This is a genomic window from Phyllobacterium brassicacearum, assembly GCF_003010955.1.
GTDB classification, from domain to species: Bacteria; Pseudomonadota; Alphaproteobacteria; order Rhizobiales; family Rhizobiaceae; genus Phyllobacterium; species Phyllobacterium brassicacearum.
In genome coordinates this window covers 16,432-32,892 of the sequence record NZ_PGGO01000025.1, presented here as the reverse complement: position 1 = coordinate 32,892, position 16,461 = coordinate 16,432, and the positions used below count along the sequence as shown (strand labels likewise).

The 16,461-nt window shown below is 57.3% G+C and carries 15 protein-coding genes; 11 read left to right on the top strand and 4 right to left on the bottom strand.

Annotation, left to right across the window (positions count from 1 at the left end):
• Position 1 precedes the first annotated feature (1 nt).
• From CU102_RS23985 to CU102_RS23955, 7 genes are read left to right on the top strand one after another with little or no spacing between them, the layout of a single operon-like run.
• Positions 2-1,015: a TrbL/VirB6 family protein gene (locus tag CU102_RS23985; protein ID WP_166648548.1), complete on the top strand. Its 1,014-nt coding sequence runs from the start codon at positions 2-4 to the stop codon at positions 1,013-1,015.
• Positions 1,012-1,761, top strand: coding sequence for a VirB8 family type IV secretion system protein (locus tag CU102_RS23980; protein WP_425351596.1), 750 nt, complete (start codon positions 1,012-1,014; stop codon positions 1,759-1,761). Before CU102_RS23985 ends, CU102_RS23980 begins: the two co-directional genes overlap by 4 nt.
• Entirely contained in the window at positions 1,758-2,558 is an 801-nt protein-coding gene (gene virB9 / locus CU102_RS23975; RefSeq protein WP_106713600.1) for a P-type conjugative transfer protein VirB9, read from the top strand. The genes CU102_RS23980 and virB9 overlap by 4 nt, the downstream gene beginning before the upstream one ends.
• Positions 2,548-3,774 (top strand): type IV secretion system protein VirB10, encoded by a 1,227-nt coding sequence (gene virB10, locus CU102_RS23970; protein ID WP_106713599.1) that lies wholly within the window; start codon positions 2,548-2,550, stop codon positions 3,772-3,774. Before virB9 ends, virB10 begins: the two co-directional genes overlap by 11 nt.
• Positions 3,771-4,853, top strand: a complete 1,083-nt coding sequence (gene virB11 / locus CU102_RS23965; protein WP_245425508.1) for a P-type DNA transfer ATPase VirB11 — start codon at positions 3,771-3,773, stop codon at positions 4,851-4,853. Before virB10 ends, virB11 begins: the two co-directional genes overlap by 4 nt.
• Positions 4,850-5,326: a thermonuclease family protein gene (locus CU102_RS29490; protein ID WP_245425507.1), complete on the top strand. Its 477-nt coding sequence runs from the start codon at positions 4,850-4,852 to the stop codon at positions 5,324-5,326. The genes virB11 and CU102_RS29490 overlap by 4 nt, the downstream gene beginning before the upstream one ends.
• Positions 5,323-8,028 (top strand): type IV secretory system conjugative DNA transfer family protein, encoded by a 2,706-nt coding sequence (locus CU102_RS23955; protein WP_245425506.1) that lies wholly within the window; start codon positions 5,323-5,325, stop codon positions 8,026-8,028. The genes CU102_RS29490 and CU102_RS23955 overlap by 4 nt, the downstream gene beginning before the upstream one ends.
• Before the next feature lie 600 nt (positions 8,029-8,628).
• On the opposite strand, the gene hutH is transcribed toward CU102_RS23955, so the two are convergent.
• Positions 8,629-10,164 (bottom strand): histidine ammonia-lyase, encoded by a 1,536-nt coding sequence (hutH, locus tag CU102_RS23950; protein WP_106713598.1) that lies wholly within the window; start codon positions 10,162-10,164, stop codon positions 8,629-8,631.
• A gap of 230 nt (positions 10,165-10,394) precedes the next feature.
• On the opposite strand from hutH, the gene CU102_RS23945 reads away from it, so the two are divergent.
• From CU102_RS23945 to CU102_RS23930, 4 genes are read left to right on the top strand one after another with little or no spacing between them, the layout of a single operon-like run.
• A complete protein-coding gene (locus CU102_RS23945; protein ID WP_166648547.1) occupies positions 10,395-11,345 on the top strand; it encodes an ABC transporter substrate-binding protein in 951 nt (316 codons plus the stop codon).
• A gap of 55 nt (positions 11,346-11,400) precedes the next feature.
• The gene (locus CU102_RS23940) at positions 11,401-12,471 is read left to right on the top strand and encodes an ABC transporter ATP-binding protein (RefSeq protein WP_166648546.1); all 1,071 of its coding nucleotides are present in this window, start codon (positions 11,401-11,403) and stop codon (positions 12,469-12,471) included.
• Positions 12,468-13,334 carry an ABC transporter permease gene (locus CU102_RS23935; RefSeq protein ID WP_106713595.1) on the top strand — a complete coding sequence of 289 codons (867 nt, stop codon included), beginning with the start codon at positions 12,468-12,470 and terminating at the stop codon, positions 13,332-13,334. The genes CU102_RS23940 and CU102_RS23935 overlap by 4 nt, the downstream gene beginning before the upstream one ends.
• 18 nt (positions 13,335-13,352) lie before the next feature.
• Positions 13,353-14,150 carry an ABC transporter permease gene (locus tag CU102_RS23930; RefSeq protein WP_106713594.1) on the top strand — a complete coding sequence of 266 codons (798 nt, stop codon included), beginning with the start codon at positions 13,353-13,355 and terminating at the stop codon, positions 14,148-14,150.
• A gap of 5 nt (positions 14,151-14,155) precedes the next feature.
• On the opposite strand, the gene CU102_RS23925 is transcribed toward CU102_RS23930, so the two are convergent.
• The 3 genes from CU102_RS23925 to CU102_RS23915 form a co-directional block, all read right to left on the bottom strand.
• Positions 14,156-15,061, bottom strand: a complete 906-nt coding sequence (locus CU102_RS23925; RefSeq protein WP_208113880.1) for a MurR/RpiR family transcriptional regulator — start codon at positions 15,059-15,061, stop codon at positions 14,156-14,158.
• Positions 15,062-15,202: 141 nt separating this feature from the next.
• Positions 15,203-15,748 carry a cucumopine synthase-related protein gene (locus tag CU102_RS23920; RefSeq protein WP_106713593.1) on the bottom strand — a complete coding sequence of 182 codons (546 nt, stop codon included), beginning with the start codon at positions 15,746-15,748 and terminating at the stop codon, positions 15,203-15,205.
• Positions 15,748-16,170, bottom strand: coding sequence for a DUF3830 family protein (locus CU102_RS23915; protein WP_106713592.1), 423 nt, complete (start codon positions 16,168-16,170; stop codon positions 15,748-15,750). The genes CU102_RS23920 and CU102_RS23915 overlap by 1 nt, the downstream gene beginning before the upstream one ends.
• Positions 16,171-16,461 lie beyond the last annotated feature (291 nt).

Genomic DNA, 16,461 nt, shown 5'->3' with positions numbered 1-16,461 from the left:
CATGGCCGGATCCTCAAATGACATCTTCGCGGCCCTGTTCGGCAAGGTCGATAGCATGGGCACGACGATGGTGCAGACGCTCTATAATAGCCTTGCCACGGCCCTGCAGCCTGTCTTTCTGGCCGGCATGACCTGCTTTGTCGTCTGGTGGGGCTATGAAATGCTGTTCGGCCGGGCACAGATGACGGCAGGTGCGTTCGTCTGGCGGTTCGGCAAACTGATCCTCATTTACGCGTTCATCTTCTCGTGGGGGACCTATCAGCCATTGGTGGTCAAGCCGCTGGTCGAAGCGCCGAATGCTGTTGCCGCACTGGTCTGTCAGGCCGCTGGCGGCACGACCTGCGGCTCCAGTGCGTCGTCCATGAGCCAGGGCCTGACCGATATCTGGACGGCCGGTCTTGAGGCGTCAAAGACCATCTCGTCAGCGGGTGGCTGGACAGGTGTCGGCCTGATGATCCTCGCGATCTTCGTCATGGCGATTGTCGGGGCGCTGATTGCCGTCGCAGTCGTGCTTCTGATGATTGGCAAGATGACGATGTTCCTGCTGCTGGCGATCGGCCCAATCATCCTTTGCTTCGCGATGTTCAATTTTACCTCACACATCACCGACGGATGGATGCGCTCGCTCGGGCAATATGCACTGCTCCCGGTCATCGTTTACGGGCAGCTCGGCGTCATGCTCTTGCTGTTGCAGGCTACGCTCAATGATGTTCAGGGCATGACCGCCGATACGGCGATGACGGTTATCGCGCCGTTCCTGCTGATGTGCGTCGTCACGCTCCTGGTGCTCAAGCAATCGCTGCACCTGGCACACGGCATTGCCGGAGGGGCACGGCTCGAGCGTGGCAATACCGGACTTCGCGATACGGCCAGACGTCTTGGCCGGTTTGGCAGCAACCGCGTTGCGGCCTTGCAGGGGCGCTTGTCCGGGGGCGGAGGATCATCCGCCAGCATTCACGGGGCGAATGCATCGCGTGCCCAGGTTGAAGCCGCAGCAAGGAATGCCCGCCGATGACAGGCATTGAGGAAACCAGGATGGAGGGCGGGGACATAATGACCGCAGATGAACCAGCCGTGATCGACCCAAGTTATTATTCCGAAGGGGAGAGGTGGGAAAAATCTGTCTATCGCTCGGTCGCCATCTCCCGCGGTGTCTGGCGCACGGTGGCAATTTGCATGGGAGCGACATCAGTCGCTGCTATCGGCCTGCTTTGGCTGATGTTGCCGCTGAAACAGTTCGACGTGGTCGTGCTGGAGGTCGACAAGACAACCGGCTTTGTCGAGGCCAGCCAGCCGCTTCGGGCTCGCGGTGACCTGACACAGAATGAAGCGGTGACACGCGCCAATATCGTGCGCTTCATCCGGGCGCGTGAGACCTATGATCCGAAGGGCTTGCGCGACAATTTCGATCTGTCTTCGCTTTATTCCACCGGCAAAGCGGCAGAGGATCTCGCCGGTCTTTATGCCGGATCCAACCCGAACAATCCGATGAAGACCTATGGGCCGAACACGATCGTCTCGGTGCAGATCAAGAGCATCATCTTTCTCAATGACAAGACTGCGGCCGCACGGTTTTCGACGACCCGCACGAGCGCGCAAGGGACGGTGATCGAACACTGGGTTGCCAATGTCCGGTTCCGTTACACCTCCGAACCGATGCGCAATGACTGGCGCTTCGACAATCCGCTCGGCTTTCAGGTGACCGAATACCGCCGTGATCAGGAAACGATCACGCCGGAAGTGCGAGAGGTGAAGCCATGAGATTGCGGGCAAACCTCATACTTGGTTCGGCGCTGATTGCCCTCGTCCAGGGGAATGTTGCGGCGTTGGCGGAAAGCACGCCCAGATCGGTCAAGGCGGATGAGCGCATCCGCACCGTGACCTATCAGAAAGACAACATCGTTTTCCTATCGGGCATGATGGGCGTTTCTACCATGGTCGTCTTCAACGACGACGAGCAGATTGCCACGGTTGCGATGGGTGACAGCCAGAGCTGGCAGGCGGTTCCGGATCAATCAAAAAAGTTCCTGTTCATCAAGCCGCTGGAGCCGAATGCGGTGACCAACATGAATGTTGTCACGTCGAGGCGCGTCTACAACTTCATGATGAGGGGTGCGCCGGTCGGCAATTCCAGGAACGCCGTCATCAAGCTGCGGTTTTCCTATCCGGACGACGAGGCAGATGCACGGCTGCTGGCTGCGGCCAAACTGAACGCCTCGATGCCGAACGTGCGGGCGGCTCTCTCCGACCCTGCCAAAGTCAATTACGACTACGGATACAAGGGTGCCCCGGAGAACAAGCCGGTGTCCGTCGCCGATGACGGCACCAAGACTTTCTTCGAGTTCACCGGCGAAGTGCCCGGCATTTTTGCCGTGAAATCGGATGGCAGTGAAACCCTCGTCAATTATCGCCGCGAAGGCAATTACATCGTCGTCGACAATGTGAACCGGCAATGGACCCTGCGTAGCGGCAAAGTCAGCACCTGCGTCTTCAATATGAAGCTGACGGGAAAGAGAACCATTTGGACAAGTTTCGGGGGACGCCAAAATGACCATTGATTTCGAACGGGAAGCAAGCATTGGCGAGACGGTTGCCGCCACGCGGACAGGGCGCTCCAATCCGCTTGTAGCCTGTCTGTTGCTAACGGTCGCCATCGGGGCGCTCGGCTATGCCGGTTATGTTTCGTATCTCAAGCCTGCGGCACAAACAGATCTGACCTCCGACGAGGAGTTCCGCACGGCAAGCTCAGCGCCAAACCTGTCTTTCAGTGTGCCGGCAGAGCCGACTGACAACAGGCTTGTTATCGAGCCCCCGCCACCAGTTCCCGAACCCGCCGTTGTTCCTGTGGTGGCGCCGACCGTGGTGCCGGTCGATGGTGCTGCGCGCCGGGCTCAAGAAGAGGCTGAACGTTTGCGACGCGAAGAAGAAGCGCGCCGGCTCGAACGCCTGCGGTCAAACATGATCGTTGTCGATGGGCCAGCCGGTCCGACAGGCGCTTCACTTGGCGGAGACGATGCTGGCGGGATCGCCGCCGGGATGGAGCCGAACGAGGATGCAAACCGCCGCTTTCTCGGCCGAACGGCTGCACAGGATGTGGAGCTCGTAAAGGCGACACAAAATCATCGGATAGACGCTCTGATCCCGCAGGGGACAATGATCCGCGGCATTCTCGAAACGGCGATCCAGTCTGACTTGCCCGGCATGGTTCGCGCTGTGATCTCTTCGGATATCTATTCGTTCGATGGCCGCCGGGTGCTCTTACCGAAAGGAACCATGCTGACCGGAGAATACCGCAGCGGCCTGTCGCGCGGTCAGACACGGATCCTGATCGTGTGGACGCGGGCGCTGCGCGCTGACGGCACATCCGTGTCGCTCGGCTCCTATGGCACCGATGACCTTGGCCGCTCCGGTGTCGGTGGCATTGTCGACAAACATTACCTCGAGCGCTTCGGCGCTTCCGCCGTGCTGTCGCTTGTCGGCGGTGTATCGTCGTTCATTGCCGGGCTCAACTCCAATGGTTCCTCCGATGCTGGATCGGGATCGAACAATGGTCAAACGCAGGCACAGCAGACGATCTCGCAAACGATGTCCGACATGGCCAACCAGGCACTGAAGGATTCGATCAGCATTCCGCCAACCATTCACGTCGATCAGGGCACCCAGATCATCGTGTTTGTCCGGCGTGATCTTGATTTCTCGTCCCTTTACCCGGATCCGGTGAAGGAAGCCCTTTACGAGCTGCGTCATCGCAAGGTGAAGGGAATCATCAAGTGAACGTCGCGGCAAGAAACCCATCCGAGCCCGACGCCCACAGCGAGGCGATGTGGGCAGGCATGTCCACCTATATGAGGCAAGCAGCCGCGCCGATCCGGCAGTGGCTGCAAAGTCCAGACGTGATCGAAATCATGTGCAACCGGCCCGGCGAAATCTGGATCGAGGAGCGTGGTGTAGCGCAGATGCAGCGTCATGACGTACCCGGTCTCGATGCCAAGGCCATCGTGCATCTCGCCCGGATGATTGCCGGCAATACCAGTCAGAACGTCAATGAGGAAACGCCGCTATTGTCGGCAGCAATGCCGAATGGCGAACGCTTCCAGGCCGTGCTTTCGCCCGTTGCTTCCATGGGTGGCGCGTTCTCGATCCGCAAGCAGGTCATTACCGATATAAGCATGGATCAGTATATGGCCATGGGCGGACTTGATCGAGTCAAGGTCATCGGGCCTCGCCACGTTGAACCGAACACGTTGTCGGAACTGGATCTTGAGTTGATCGAGCGGTTGCGCGATCCAACCCCGCAAGCCCGCCGCGACTGGCTGCGGTATGCCGTCGAGAACCATATTACCATGCTGATATCGGGCGGCACGTCCTCGGGCAAGACGACGTTTTTCAATGGCATGCTGAAGGATGTTCCGGCTTGGGAACGGCTCGTGTCGATCGAAGATACACGCGAGCTGAAGCCGCCGCAGCCGAACCATCTCGCGCTCGTGACATCCAGGGGTGGGCAGGGGAGGGCGAGGTCTACTATCCAGGACTGTCTCGAGGCGGCGTTGCGCTTGCGGCCGGATCGCATTTTTATGGGCGAGGTGCGCGGCGCCGAAGCCTTTTCGTTTCTGCAGGCAATCAATACCGGGCACCCTGGCTCCATGTCCACACTGCACGCCGATAATCCCGTTGGTGCATATGAGCGCCTGGCCATGGCAACGATGCAAGGCGGATTGGGCCTGACCAAGGCAGAGCTGCTTGAGTTCGTACGCTTTGTGGTCCCGGTCATCATTCAGATCGCCCGCGATCCCAAGACAGGGCGGCGCGGTGTCACAGAGATCTACTTCAACAAGTGGAAGGCCGCTCAATGAAGATCGCTGGAATGATCGCGCTGCTTGCAGCTGCATTGCTGACCGGTGCCGCTTCAGCGGGTGGTCATGCGCCGCTGACTGAAAAGATTGGCGGCGATCGGATCATCGTGATTGATGGCGATACCGTGGCTTTACCGTGCAAGGCAGAGACTGGTTTTAAGCGCGGCTGTGCGGTGAAGGTCCGGCTGAAGGACATCGACACGCCGGAGACATATCACCCGACGTGCGAACACGAGCTGGTCAAGGGTCTTGAAGCCAAGGCGCGACTGCGCGAGCTGATCTCCGGCGAAACTGTCACTGTCAGACATTCCGGAGAGACGGATCGCTACGGGCGATCTCTGGGCTGGCTCACCCTGCAGGATGGCTCGGACATTGGATCAATCCTTGTCCAGGAAGGCGTCGCACTCGTCTGGAAACCCGGTTCCGAGGCAAAGTCCGGCCGGATCGCGCACTGGTGTGGAGCAACGCAATGACGCTGACGAAGTACGAAAAGATCGCACTTCTCACTGCTGGTCCTGTCGTTGCGGCAGCGGGCCTCGGTTTGGGCTGGTCGGCCAATTATGCGGCTGCGAGCTTCTTCGTGCTCAAATCCACAGCTATGTGGAAGGCTTTCTTTGGCGGCGATCTGCTGATGCCGGCAAAGCAGCTTGCCGCCTATGCCGCGGATGCGCGTATCAGCCGCATCGCCACGATCGCTGCCGGTGCGACTGCAGTTGAGGCTTTTGCCCTCGGCGCGGCGGGCATTCTGCTTGTAAAGCAGCCCTGGGCAGTCAAACCGCCTGCTGACGGATCGCGGTTGGCTGAGCTGCGCGATCTGAAGAAAGCCGGGCTGCTCGACGGCAAACCCGGCAATTCGATCCTGCTCGGCACCTTTGGCAAGGGCAACAGCGCTCCGGAAGTCCGTTATAGCGGTGACAGCCACTTCTTCGTCAATGGTCCGTCGCGATCCGGCAAGGGCCGCGGTTTCGTCATGACCAATCTGCTCGAATACCAGGGCAGTGCGATCGTCCTCGATGTAAAGCTGGAGAATTGGGAAAAGACGGGACCGGCACGTCTGGCCATGGGGCAGAGATGCTTTGTCTTCGCTCCGGGGTCAAAGTTTACGCATCGCTGGAACCCGCTCGACTTCGTGCGCGACTGGCCGGAGCGATCGACGGACCTGCTCAATCTCTCCGCCAGCCTGATTCCGCTCGATGAGAAAGAAACGTCGATATGGAAACAAACGGCGCGCAGCCTTTTTGCCGGTGTTCTCGGCTATGTGCTGGAATCGAAATCCATGGAAGGCCGCCGCACCCTGCGTTCAGTGCTGCGCATGTTTTCCTCAGGCGGATCCTTCTCGGCGCTTATATTCAATATCTTGCAGAACGAGCCAGAATTGAACGGCTTTATCCAGGATACATTCAGGCAGCATCTCGGTCGCGACGAGGAACAGCGGCCGTCGTTCGAGGGAAACATCACAACAGCACTTGCGCCTTTCAACAACTTGCTGATGGCCGAAGCAACGAGTTCCAGCGATTTCGACATTCGCGAACTGCGCCGCAATCCCTTCTCCCTGTTCATCGCAAGCCCGGTTTCCGATTTCGGTACGGTCGAGCCCATCATTCGCCTTCTGATCCAACAGATCCATGACGTGATGCTGCGGACACTTCCAGGAGAGGATGAACCGCACAGGATTCTGATGATGCTCGACGAGTTCTATCAGTTCGAGCGGCTTCCGGAGATCATCAAGCGTGCGCCGCTTGTTGCCGGCTATGGCATGACGATTGCCCTGATTGCCCAGAATATTCCGCAGATCGACGAACGGTATGGCGTGAAGACCCGCGACGCCCTGCTCGGCAACATGGATATCAAGCTCAATATCGCCGTTGGTGACGATACCACCGCCAAGATCGTATCGCTCAATCTCGGCCGCCAGTATGTCGAACGGGAAGGGTGGGGCAAGGGAGGCGGTTTGCTGATGAGCAAACAGGCTTCGCAAGGACGGTTTGAGCTTATACCGCTCATGGATCCGGACGCGGTCCTGCGCCTCGATGACCATTCGACCATCCTGCAGATCCGCGGGACCTACGGCGCCATCCTCAACAAGCTCAATTTCTACACGGATCAAAAGTTTGTCGACCGGCGCAAACAGGTCGCTGCCAATACGGCCCGCATGCTAAAGCCTGAACTCGTGCTGACACCCGAGTGGCCGCTGTTCCAGGAGCGCCCGGCACCGCCGGACAATCCGGACACGCCTCAACCCGTTTCGCCGCAGCCGTTGCCGCTTCCTGGCAATACCGGTGCTGCAGCGCCCGTCCTGGACCGGCCGACGATGGATGATGAAGCGGCCGATATCATCGATCTTGCGCGCTCGGTTTACCGCAATGCCGATCGGTTTGCCCAGGTGTTTCGGGATGCGGTCGCAGCGCTCGACAATGGTGCAACGGCGCACCTTTTGTACAATTTGCGTGTGCAACCTGGCTTGTATGGCCCGCTTCTTGGAGAGGACAAGACGTTCAAGGTCAGGAGCAAGCGCGCACGCAAACGGGCCATGGCGTCCATCGCGCCGCTGCGGACGGCTATCATTCAGGCACGGCGCGGGGTGATCGAAGAGCGGGCTCGGCTCTATGCCGCGGCAGAGCAGCCGCCGCATGCAGGTCGGCCCATGGCATCGCAAGGCACGGCGATTGCAGTCGGCGCAGCGGTCGACGGAATCGAGCCCGCGATGACGTCATCCGCTCCGGATGGCGTTTCCGGCTTCACGGCAGCTGAAGCGCCTGACAGCCATGAGGCTGGTTCAGGAAGCGCGATTGACCCTGACGATCCCTTTGCCGAACGCCCGTTGATCGATGAGCAGGATGACTATCCTGTGCTCTCGATTGCAGCCTCAGCACCTGCGTCCGATGACAGCGACGATGAGGGCGACACCAGGATTGATTTCGGGTTTGCGGATGCAACGGCGCATGTGGCGGCGGTCACATCGATTGCGCAAGAAGCGATTGGAGTTGGCAGCGTTTCGGACGTTAAGAAACTGACCGATGCCCTGTCGCGCATGAGCGCAAGTCTCGCCGCGGTCACCTCGGACGAGCCGTGGACCATAGCGTCCATGCGCTCGAGCAAAGCTGAGGGAACCAATGCTGCGTTACACCGCAAAGGGAGCGAGGGGCCGGAGCAATTGGCTGGACATGAAGTGTAAATTCCGGAACAGAAAGGGTGAGGTCGAACCATGACCAGGATTGCGACGAAGCAGAAATTGATGGTTTTGCGGCGGATTCCTTCGCACAATGAAGGGACCGGAATATCCATAGCGGATCTCGGCGTAGTCTTGCGGGCTTCAGAGAGTGCGACACGCCATGTACTCACGTGCCTGTGTGACAAGGGGCTCGTTCGTACCGATACAGAGGAACTGAGCGATAAGTCACGCGTGTGTTTTCGGACCGGCGCCGGCGATCATATATTGATGAAACAGTCTTCAACATCCATGCGTTTCTGTCATGGCCTGGCGGCTTGAGTGGCTTGGCAAGCCTGCCGTTTGCCTGCCTCGTGTTTGCGAGCTTGCAAACCTTCGATGATTTAATGTTAAGGGGCAACCATTGGCGCTTGCCGTTGGTCTGTTCGCCTCGCGGCCCGGACAACGCGATCGGTGTCGTAGCCATCGTCGTTCGAGGTGAACGCGATAGGGTCACGAGATCTCCTCCAAGTTTTTGATCTGTGCGGCCCAAAAAAGCCATTGCGAGCGTCGGCACAGCTGGCGGATCCGTACGGTTTTGTCTGCGCTTGCCCACGTTCTGTCCCGTCAGACTAGTGTATCGGGAAGAATGCCATCTGAGATCGGGGCGACGAGACCACCGCTCCGGACACAGTCTGCTGCAACTTCGAGGTCAAGCGCCATGAAGCGATCTTCCTGAAGGGGACCGACCCTCTCACGAATTGCCGAAATCACCTTCTCAAGCTCTGAGCTCGTTGTTAAAGGCGACCTGAACTCGATGCCTTGTGTCGCGCAGAGAGCCTCGATTCCAATTATGGAGAAGAGGTTTTCAGTCATCACTAACAGCCTGCGTGCGCCGTGGCATGCCATGGAGACATGGTCCTCCTGATTGGCAGAGGTTGGCGTGGAGTCTACCGAAGCAGGATGAGCCATTTGTTTGTTTTCAGACATAAGCGCCGCCGATGTGACTTCGGCAATCATAAAGCCAGAGTTCAATCCTGGATGAGCCGCGAGGAAAGCTGGTAAGCCGAACGACAAGGCTGGATCAACGAGAAGGGCGATGCGCCGCTGCGCGATAGCACCGATCTCGCACACTGCGAGCGCAATTTGATCCGCGGCGAATGCAACCGGTTCTGCGTGAAAGTTTCCACCGGACACGACCGTATCGTCGTTAAGCACCAGAGGGTTGTCGGTAACCGCATTCGCTTCGGTTTCAAGCGTTTTGGCGACTTGACGCAAGAGGTCGAGGCATGCACCGACGACCTGAGGCTGGCAGCGAAGGCAATAGGGATCCTGCACACGCTCATCACCTTCGAGGTGACTGTTTCGAATTTCCGATCTTTCAAGCAACAACCTCAAGGCAGCGCCGACATCGATCTGTCCTTTGTGACCGCGAAGGGTGTGAATATCAGGATGAAATGGGGCCGAAGAGCCCATTGCAGCATCCACAGACATGGCACCAGTGACAAGCGATGCTTTCAAGGCGCGATGCGACCGGAAAAGTCCTGCCAAAGCCAATGCAGTTGACGCTTGCGTTCCGTTAATGAGGGCGAGCCCTTCCTTTGCCGACAGTACCACAGGCGAAAGTCCGGCTCGATGCAGGGCTACACGGCCAGTCACTCGATCGCCCTTATAGATCGCTTGCCCTTCACCCATCATAACGGCAGCCATGTGTGCCAGTGGTGCCAGATCCCCTGATGCGCCAACCGAACCTTTCTCCGGGATTACTGGTATGACACCGTTCTCGAGCATTGCCTCGATCAGTTTAACAAGCTCCAGGCGAACACCTGAAGCTCCGCGACCGAGCGAAATAAGCTTCAAGGTCATGATCAGGCGAACGATTGCCTCAGGAAGTGGTGCCCCAACGCCACAGCAGTGTGAAAGAATGAGATTTCGTTGCAACGTGGATGTATCGGCCGCATCGATCCGCACGGACGCCAGTTTTCCGAAGCCGGTATTCACTCCGTAGACTGGCGTTGTTCCTGCTGCGATCTCACCGATCAGTCTGGCTGACTTCTGAATCGCAGCATGAAAATCCGCAGAGACTACCGCTGGCATTTCGTTCCAATATACCTTTTCAAGGTCTGCCAGTGGTACTTTTCCTGGGCTCAAAGTCAGGGCCATTCGAAATCTCCGTTCGATTTAGTGCTGACTGTCTCTGGCCCTTCAAACATATGGCCATTGACACAGCGATCACTTACATGGAGAATGAATGAAAGATTTCATCTTGAATAGCAACAAATATTTTCATACATTAACACTGCCACATGGCAAACCAGCCCCGCTGGGCTACGAAAAAGGGGAATGAAATGAGGACTATTTTGACAGCCATCGCGTTGTCGCTCGCCACGACCATGGCGGCGCAAGCCGCGCCAAGAGAACTTGTGGTAGCCGCATTTGGCGGTGCCTACACCGATGCATTGAAGAAGAACATCTCCACGTTTGAGAAGGAAAACGACGCTACCGTGACATTCGTGCCGGCATCAGGTGCCGACGGCCTGGCGAAGGCCATGGCTAAGGAAGTGGATGTGATTCACGCCGATATGGCTTGGGCCTTTCGCGGCGAGGCGCAAAACGCCTTCGAACAGCTCGATCCCGCAATAGTCACCAATCTCTCGACGCTCTACCCCAGGGCCAAATTCTCTGAATACGGCGTTGTGACGAACTTCGGGCAGTATGGGATTGCCTACAATCCGACCCAGGTCAATCCTGCGCCCACTTCATGGCTGGATCTCTGGAAGCCCGAATATGAAGGAGCGGTCACCACCGCTGGCTTCGATGCCGCGAACGTCGAGTTGTTAGTCCTTATGGCGAAGCTTAATGGCGGTAGTGAAGACAAAATCGATGCGGGCTTCGCCAAGATGAAGGAGCTTAGCAAGCACATTACTGTTTTTTACAACCAACATGCGCAATTACTAGACCTGTTCCGTAATGAAGAGGTCGTGATGGCGCGTTGGCTGCGTGGCCGCGTCGATTGGGCCAACAAGCAGGGAGTTGCGCTTAAGTTCGCTGTTCCGAGTGAAGGCGCGATTGGCCTTGTTTCGACCGTTCACGTGGTCAAGGATCGTCCGAACAAGGACTTGGCGATGAAGTTCGTCAATTATGTGTTGAGCGAAACCAGCCAGAAAACCTATGCGACCGATCTCGGATATACGCCAGCGCGCGCGGGTCTCGACCTGACCGGCGTTGATGTTCCCTACGGTGAAGATGTCGTCAATTCCCTGCTGATTTCCGACTGGAAGAAAATCGTGCCTCAAATGGATGCGTGGAAGGAGCGCTGGGAAAAGGAAATCGTCGCGCGTTGAAAATAACATGCTCGGCCAGCGATGGCCGAGCCCTTTGTTCTCAGGTAGGAGTGCGATGATGCATCATATTGGCGTCCGCAACATCATAAAAAACTGGGGCGCTTTCAGCGCCCTCAAAGACGTCAACCTGGATGTGCGAGAGGGCGAGTTCCTGTCGATTCTCGGACCGAGTGGCTGCGGAAAGAGCACGTTGCTTCGGATCATCGCAGGCCTCGAGGAGCCGAGCGGCGGAGAGATTTTCATCGCAGGCCAGAACGTGACTCTCGATCCGGTCTGGAAACGCAAGATCGGCTTCGTCTTCCAGAACTTTGCCTTGTGGCCACATCTCACCGTGTTCCGCAATGTCTCAATGGGGCTGGAATTGCGAAAGACCGAGAAAGCCGAACTCTACAATCGCGTGATGGAAGCCCTTCGAATGGTGCAACTTGAGGCGCTGGCCGATCGGTTGCCGGCACAACTTTCTGGAGGTCAGCAACAGCGCGTTGCGCTTGCGCGCGCGATCGTCCTGAAACCCGCAGTGCTGCTGCTGGATGAGCCCCTAAGCGCGCTCGACAAGAACCTGCGCCAAGACATGCAGGTCGAGTTGAAGGCCCTGCAGCAGACGCTGGGCCTCACGACCATATTCGTCACCCACGATCAGGAAGAGGCGCTTTCCCTTTCGGATCGGGTTGTCGTCATGAATAAAGGCGTGATCGAACAACTCGGCACACCTGACGCGATCTACAATCAACCGGTATCTGAATATGTCGCCGGCTTTGTAGGGGAGGCCTGTTTCTTTGAAGGGCGCATCGAAGGTAATGGTCAAGCCAAGACCTTGCGGCTGTCTGACGGGACGGCAGTCCCTATCAGGGGCAACGGCATCCAAGTTGGGCAGTCTGCGGTGGCCTTCGTCCGCCCGGAATGGATCGATCTCAACAAGCTCGACATTTCGCTATCGCCTGGCTCTCCGCAAGGTACGATCGAACGTCTGATGTTCTTCGGTCAATCGAGCGATTACCTCGTGCGACTAGGCGACCGTCAACTGAGGGTTAAATATAAGTCGGATGGTCCTAGACTCGCCCCTGGCGATACTGTGGCATTGTGCTGCGTGGCAAGGGTACTCCCGGGAAATGGAGCCGCCTCATGAAGAAGCCTGCAAACACGATCCTGATGCTGCCGGCCATCACCATTCTAGGCGCTTTCTTCGTCGTTCCGCTGATTTGGGTGGTGATATTGAGCTTCCTGACGTCAGGGCCGACGGGTGAGGTGCAAAATCAGCTGACCGTTTCCAACTATGCCCGCTTCCTGACCGACAGCTACTACCTGCAGGATCTACTTCTCAGAACCATACGGTTGGCGGCGATCGCAACAGTGTTTTCCGTCGCCATCGGCTATCTCGGCGCATTTGTCATCGCGCGGGCCGAGGCGGCGGCGCAGACGTGGCTGGTAATGCTGGTCATGCTGCCACTTTGGGTCAATCTCGTTGTGCGCACGCTCAGCCTTATGGTCGTACTCGGACGTAACGGACCAGTCAATCAGCTGCTCGTTGGCCTCGGATTTGCTGATCGACCGCTTCAACTGCTTTACAATGAAACAGCCGTCATCATCGGCATGGTGCAGGTGGCCGTACCGTTTGTCGTCATGTCGATCTTTGGTGTTTTGCAGTCCATCCCCCGGCAGCTCGAGCATGCCGCAATGACAGTCGGCGCCACACCGCTTTCGGCCTTTCGGCGCGTAACGTTTCCGTTGAGTTTGCCAGGCGTGCTTGCCGGCAGCGTGCTCGCGTTCGGCATCAACGTCGAATCCTTCGTGGTTCCGATATTGCTGGGTGGCGGTCGGGTGCGCTTCATGAGCGTCGCAGCTTATGAGACCGCAACGATCTCAAACAACCTGCCGTTTGCGGCAACAATCGGCGTCATCCTGCTGATTGTCACCATGGGTATGCTCGGCATCTATCAATGGGCCGTTCGCTCAGCGGGTCGCTCGACCGCGGTATTACAGGCAAGTTGAGGGCAAGGAGGCCATTCAATGCAAAAAACACTTCTTGGCACCACGCTTTGGTATGTGGGCACAGTGCTTTTCTACGCCTTTCTGTTGGCGCCCCTCGCAATCCTGATCGCAGTTTCGTTTAATCCGACCGCCATGGTTTTCCCGCCGCAGGGCTTCACCTTGAAATGGTACGCCACAATACTTGAAAAACCAGACTTTCTTCATGCCGCCTGGGCGAGCACCCTGCTTGGGATCATGACGGCCGCAATCAGCACCGGCTTTGGCGTCCTGGCGGCAATCGGATGGCAACGCTACTCGGGGTTACTTAAGGCCCCGATCTCGTCACTTTTGATGTCGCCGCTGTTCATACCAGCCGTGATCGTTGCCCTTGCACTGTTCCAGATTCTGTTCATGCTCGGCATCGTCAACAATATCTGGACCCTGGTTGCGGCGCATGTCGTGGTGACCATCCCTTACCCCATCCGCAATGTCATGGCTCAAATGGAGGGTTTCGACGTTCGTCTCGAAGAAGCAGCGCTCAGCGTGGGCGCAACACCCCGTCAAGCGTTGTGGCGTGTCACGCTGCCTCTGCTGAAGGCCAGCATCATACCCTCGCTGATCATCACTTTCGTGCTGTCGTGGAACAATTACACGGTCTCCGTTTTCCTCGCCAACAAGGACTGGACGACGTTACCGCTGCAACTGCGTGCGTACCTCCAATATGAATACGAGCCCTTCGTAGCGGCGATGTCGACGATTCTGATCGTCGCCTCCGTCATTCTACTCGTTGTCGTCGATCGGACCGTTGGATTAGGTGGTGTGAAGAAAAACAACTAAAGACGCTAGCTGACGAACACCTTCCTTCTCTTGGAGGATCGGTCGATCTGGTCGAGGCGCTTACGCGCCTCGCCATTCATGTTGTTGCACATGGCATCCAGCAGCACGGAAACCAGCATGGCGGAAGCGGAATAGGAATCGAACACAAGTCGGGAGCTGACCCGAGCCTTCAGAAATATATTGGCGAGAGCGTCGTGGTTGGCGTAGCTCGCGTCGGACACCAGCGCCACGCTCATTCCAATATGGCGTGCGAACTCAAGCGCCTTCACTGTCTCCCGCGGATAAAGCGGCATCATGAATGCGAGGAGCGTCCGGCCCCCGGCGGCTTGGCACTGCTCCAGTTGATCTTCGATCAAAGAGCCGCCGCCCGCAATCTGGCGGACGTCCGGATGAACCTTCGATGCAAAATAGCAAAACTGGGCAGCAAGCCCGGAAGATGCTCGCAGGCCCAATACCGCCAGCGGCCGCGACGTTGCAAGCGCCTTGCCGAACTGATCGACCAGAGCCTCGTCAGCAAGCGACTGAGCAAGCTCCGTGAGGTTGGTCGCCTCAGCTAGCGCCGCCGCCTGATAGCGGTTTGTTTCGGTCTCCGGGACAGTCTCGTCGCCGGCGACACCTGAGCGCAAAAACCGACGCATCTCGAGGTAGCCATCGAATCCGAGCGCCATCGCGAAACGTGTGACCGAAGGCTGGCTGACATTGGCGAGTTCGGCGAGCTCCATGCTCGACAGAAATCCGATCTCGGCGCTGTGCTCTATCATACATTGGGCGATTCGCCGTTGTGCCGGCGTCAGTCGTTGTCCGACGGCGCGGCGATCGAGCTCCGCCTGGATCGCCTGCCGGTCACTTGGTTGCCCATTCCCTGAGGGTTGGGAAGCCTCTGCCATGCTGATCTCTGCTTTTTCATCCATCGAAACCGCTCCGCGAACCAAAGGTCTGTATCAATATTTTCAGTGCACCCGATTAATGTATATTTGAACCGGCCGGAAAACCAAAGCCCCGACTTGTGGCCGGGGCTTTGGTTTGCATCATATTAGGAGGAGATGCGCTGTCTAAGTGTTCGCAGCGATTTTCGCGATTGACAGCACTTCCGCCGGCTTGCGATGCGGGAACGCAACGCCAAGATTCCACGGAAAGATGAAGTGGATCCATCGGTGCATGCGGATGACATAGGTCATCATTGCCCCGGTCAATTGCACATACTCTTCTTTGGTCGACACCGTATCGAGTGCATCCGAGTACATCTGACCGATCTGATGCATGTTGGTGATACCGAGGTCCGTCATGAACTCAAACACGTTGAAGGTGCCTGTCAGAAACTCGCGTGTCATGCGGTTGAGCGTCTTAAGCTCCATGTCCTCGTATTGTGAGATTTTCAGGAACCGATACATAACATCAGCACCAACCAGCATCAGATAAGCTTCAAGATGCACGAGAACTGAAAACGACTGCTCGCCACTGCCGGCGCCGCTGTCGATTACGCCCCAGCGGATCTTCTGGATTTCTTCCGGCTCGTTGAACCAGACACGGTCGATCTCCTTTTCGATGATAGCCTTCGCTTCGCGCCAGTCGCCTTCGAATTTTTTGATCACGGACATTAGGCTGCCCTCCGGACATTAATTTCGATGATCGAGCGGCGTGGCTGAGCAATCGTCTGCTCATAAACCAACTCACCGAGTTGCCTCAGGATTGGCAGGTCTTCCTCGAAGACTTCGGCAAACTTGTTAACGGTGGCACTTTCAGTGATACGACCATAGGTCAGGCAGATCGTCTGACCGGGCGCATAGAGATAGACAGCGCCGGGGTGCCGTTGGACCATGTTGTTTCGGCCAATGTGGACGATGCGGGTTGGCATCCAAATGGCCTCTCCGGATACGACTACATGGCCAAGAACGCTCTGAAGTGGAAGTTGTGCGAGCACCTGCTCGATGACGTCCGGGTTCTCATTCACAAGCAGTTTTGCACGGAAAGAAAGGCCGACGCCTGGAGCATGGAACTCGAGTGTCTCTGATGGTGACATTGGGACTCCTCGGTGGTTTGAATGAAAATTTCCCGGGTGCCTCTTTATGTATAATTTCATTCAACATGTCAATGAATGAAATTGTTCAGTTGCCATTGCGGGCGAAATACAGGAGAGTCTTTCGTCAAGAACGGGTGGAAGTTCGAAGTCGTCGATCTTGACGCCGGCGTGTCGACAAGATTCTCGTCAGCGCGGCCACGGACCCGGAGTGAAGCTCGTCGAAGGCGGTATCGTAGCGCGACGCCTGAAGCGTCTCTCCTAGCTTATTTCAGTGCGCTCCGCTGGGGGGCG